This is a genomic window from Collinsella sp. AF08-23, assembly GCF_003479805.1.
In the GTDB taxonomy this organism is placed as follows: Bacteria; Actinomycetota; Coriobacteriia; order Coriobacteriales; family Coriobacteriaceae; genus Collinsella.
In genome coordinates, this window is sequence record NZ_QUHV01000021.1 from 1 (window position 1) to 3,099 (window position 3,099).

Annotated in this window: 6 protein-coding genes; 2 read left to right on the top strand and 4 right to left on the bottom strand. The window is 59.2% G+C overall.

All coding sequences use genetic code 11. From position 1 onward, the window contains the following. Positions 1–37: 37 nt before the first annotated feature. The 3 genes from DWV48_RS09025 to DWV48_RS09035 form a co-directional block, all read right to left on the bottom strand. Positions 38–418, bottom strand: coding sequence for a hypothetical protein (locus tag DWV48_RS09025; protein ID WP_118654464.1), 381 nt, complete (start codon positions 416–418; stop codon positions 38–40). A 69-nt stretch (positions 419–487) separates the two neighbouring features. Next, positions 488–691, bottom strand: a complete 204-nt coding sequence (locus DWV48_RS09030) for a hypothetical protein (protein ID WP_118654465.1) — start codon at positions 689–691, stop codon at positions 488–490. A gap of 235 nt (positions 692–926) precedes the next feature. After that, a complete protein-coding gene (locus tag DWV48_RS09035; RefSeq protein WP_118654466.1) occupies positions 927–2,108 on the bottom strand; it encodes a hypothetical protein in 1,182 nt (393 codons plus the stop codon). A gap of 132 nt (positions 2,109–2,240) precedes the next feature. On the opposite strand from DWV48_RS09035, the gene DWV48_RS09040 reads away from it, so the two are divergent. Beyond that, entirely contained in the window at positions 2,241–2,372 is a 132-nt protein-coding gene (locus DWV48_RS09040; protein WP_118654467.1) for a leucine zipper domain-containing protein, read from the top strand. A 93-nt stretch (positions 2,373–2,465) separates the two neighbouring features. Next, on the top strand, positions 2,466–2,654 hold the full coding sequence (locus tag DWV48_RS09045) for a hypothetical protein (RefSeq protein ID WP_118654468.1): 189 nt from the start codon (positions 2,466–2,468) through the stop codon (positions 2,652–2,654). 118 nt (positions 2,655–2,772) lie between these two features. Here the strand turns inward: DWV48_RS09045 and DWV48_RS09050 are convergent, their stop codons facing one another. Further along, positions 2,773–3,018 carry a DapH/DapD/GlmU-related protein gene (locus DWV48_RS09050; protein WP_118654469.1) on the bottom strand — a complete coding sequence of 82 codons (246 nt, stop codon included), beginning with the start codon at positions 3,016–3,018 and terminating at the stop codon, positions 2,773–2,775. Positions 3,019–3,099 lie beyond the last annotated feature (81 nt).

The following is a 3,099-nucleotide window of genomic DNA, read 5'->3' on the forward strand; positions in this document are numbered from 1 at the left end:
AGACTCTCATCCGACTGTCCAATTTAGTATAGCCACATCACACCTTCCTCTCCAGGGGCACGGGGCCCCGATCCGGGCTCGGGCCCCTGCGTTTCCTCTGGCCCGGCGCATATTCGTCGATCCACTCGCCGAGCAGCTGGCGGCTCTTGGGATAGCCGAGCGCCCTCGCCGTCCGTGCCAGGCTCCTGCCATGGCCGAGGTAATAGTCGACCGCGGCGCGCTTCATCGCGTCGGTGTATGTCGGGTCGGAGACGGACTTCCGGACAGGCACCACGCCGGTCCTCTCGTATTCCCTCCACCAGCCCCTGAGCGTCCCCCGGTTGGGATACCCCAGCTCGGCAATTGTGTCAGCATAGCTATGGTCGAACCTGATGAATGTCTCGAGGGCGCTCCTTCTCTGCTCCTCGCTGTATGCCATGCGATGGCCTCCTTGAACTCCTTTGGTCCAAGTTCTCCACCGCAGTCCCTTCTGCTCAAAAGCTATTGACTAAACACACATCAGGCCCCGGTCGTAGTGGCCGGCGCGGTACACCTCCCGCTCGGCGCTGCGCCCGTGGCGCTCGGCCCCGGCCAGGTCGTCGGCCTCCGCCTCGAGCGGGCCGTTCGGCGTGTCCTCGACCGTCTTCCCGACAAGCTCGCGCAGATCGGACCTGAGGCCCTCCTCGTTCAATGCTGCGATGGGTTCGGGCATGGCCGACCTCCAATATGCTCCTCGTCTCGACAACTCGAATCATACCGAGGCGGGCCGCCCCCTTCTATCTGGACGCCATTCCGCTGTCAAAGTGCGCAAGAAATTGTACGTTACCTGGCTCTAATCGTTGCGTCCGATAAGGGCCGACAGGGCACTTGCAAATAAGCGTTCAAGATTCCTGCTGGAACCGATGTCAATCGGCCTGCATCCACCTGCCCATATATTGGGCCAAGACCTACCGGCTCTTAAACATGCCCCTCGTCTTCAGATCAAGCCGTTCGGACGTCTCGAGAAAAGGAGTCACCCTATTCGACGCGCATTCCCGTATTTTGTTTAAAACGAATGAGACCGCCACCCCAGCGACCGCCCCATCGATGTTGCCAAATGAATACCCAAGGCACCAAGATATGATCGGCAGAGGAATTTCGCCCTCCAGCGCCTCGACGACGAAACCGTGCGTCAGGCTGGAGAAACGCCGCTCGCGTTGGAGCGCGTCGGAAAGGGCTTGATTGATTTCGCCAAGGTTTTCAGCAAAGTTTCGCTCGGCAAGGCAGGCAAATTTCGCAGCCCCTTTTGGCACCTGCTCGCGCACATACAAGACTGCATCCGAGAGAAGCGCCAGCTCCTCCCTGCCCAGATTCTTTGGCAAGCCAACCAACACCCTGTAACACAGTTCCATCGGCTGGGGCAGATTGCCAAATTCGTCTGGGTCCGAAACGGTCAGCGGCATTGAAAGATGGCTCTCCCGCAGCTCGGCAGATATAGAAGCGGGAAAGTCCCTTATGCATCGCGGCATCAGCTCTGCAGGGGTCGTGTAGTACCTAAGCGCCGCCCACTTTGATATGGCGCCCTCGTTGTGCGGAACGTATTTGTTCGCCAGGTTTACAAGCGACCTCCTGCCTCCCTCGCACTCGGTGAATGCATCTCGAAGAGCGTCAATCCTTGAATCCCGAACCCCCGCCAGCCTAAGCTTCGACCTGAGCAGGCCGCCTTCCGAGAGGTCCTCGAGCACCCTTGCATGAAAGAGTTCGCTCTGCCCCTTGATATCAAAGGAATACACACTTGATGCATATCTGTCGAGAAATTCCGCGCAGCCGAGACGTCTCTTGTCAACAACACCCTCTTCCTTAAGGTATTCGACAAACGAATAGTGGCCCTCCCTCAGATCGGGAACCACGACGCCGGCCTCGAGCAAGCCCCTAAGGGCAACGAGCGCATCGTACGTCATGCAGGGTTGGAGCAGATACCGACTAGGGATAATCAACCGATTTGCAAAGAGGGCATAGGCTACGAGCCGATACACCCTCGACGGGAGCGAATCCATTCCACCGGAGGCGACAAGTGAGAACTCGGGGTCGCAGTGGTTCGCAACCACATCGCCAAAATCAAGATCGGAAGAAACTATGAACTCATGCACCGCATTACCCCCGTCCGCGCAATGGCCCTTAGCTGTTAAGTGCCAAGACGTTGTTTACATCTTGATGGTGGCAAATAAGGAGGGCTCCCGCATGCTGTGAGCTGCCTAGATTCATAGCGAAGGAGCCCTCCCATGGAGCAACATCCTAACGCAAGGCTCGCCCCGAGGGGGCGCGAGACGCTCGTCTCGCGCGTAAAGTCTGGCCTCGGCGTCGCCGAGGCCGCGCGCCAGATAGGCGTCAGCCGCCAGACCGCGAGCAAGTAGCTCGCCCGCACGCGTCATGGCGAGGCGCTCGTCGCTGCTGCTCGCGCCGCCTACGCGGAGCTGCTCCCCGACGAGCGCAGGGGGGCGGCGTTCATGGGCCGCGCGCTGCACTTCTTCGCGGGGCTGGGGGTCGCGGTCGATCGGGTGATGACCGACAACGGACCGGGCTACCACAGCGGCGAGTTCAACGCGCTGCTCGCCGCGGCGGACGCTCCCCGTCCTTCATCGAATACTATAATTGGTCACGTCCGCACAGCGCGTGCAGGTGCCTTCCGCCTATGACGCGCATCGTCGGCGTAAACAACCTATTGGCACACAACAACTAGCCGCCCTCGCAATCCGATTGTACAAGTCGACTAAACACCCGTTGGACTTGCTGAGTCTCGCTTCGGCACTCTCATCAATCGAGTTTCTTGATCAGCCTTGCAGGAACACCAGCGTATAGGCAATTTGGCTCGCAGTCACGATTCACCAGTGAACCCGCGCCGATAATCGCTCCCCCTCCAATACGGACACCCTGCAGCACCGTCGAACGTGCGCCAATCCAAGCGCCCTCACCGATCACGATGTCCCTGTAGGTATCGGCGGCAGCCCTGCGATGAGAATCGCCGATCTCATGCGAGACGCAGATTAGGGCAACATCCATCGCTATACGCACGTTGTCGCCGATGATGATTCTGGCTTCCCCCCATTACAGTCTGAAATAGGCCATCGATAAATTTCGATG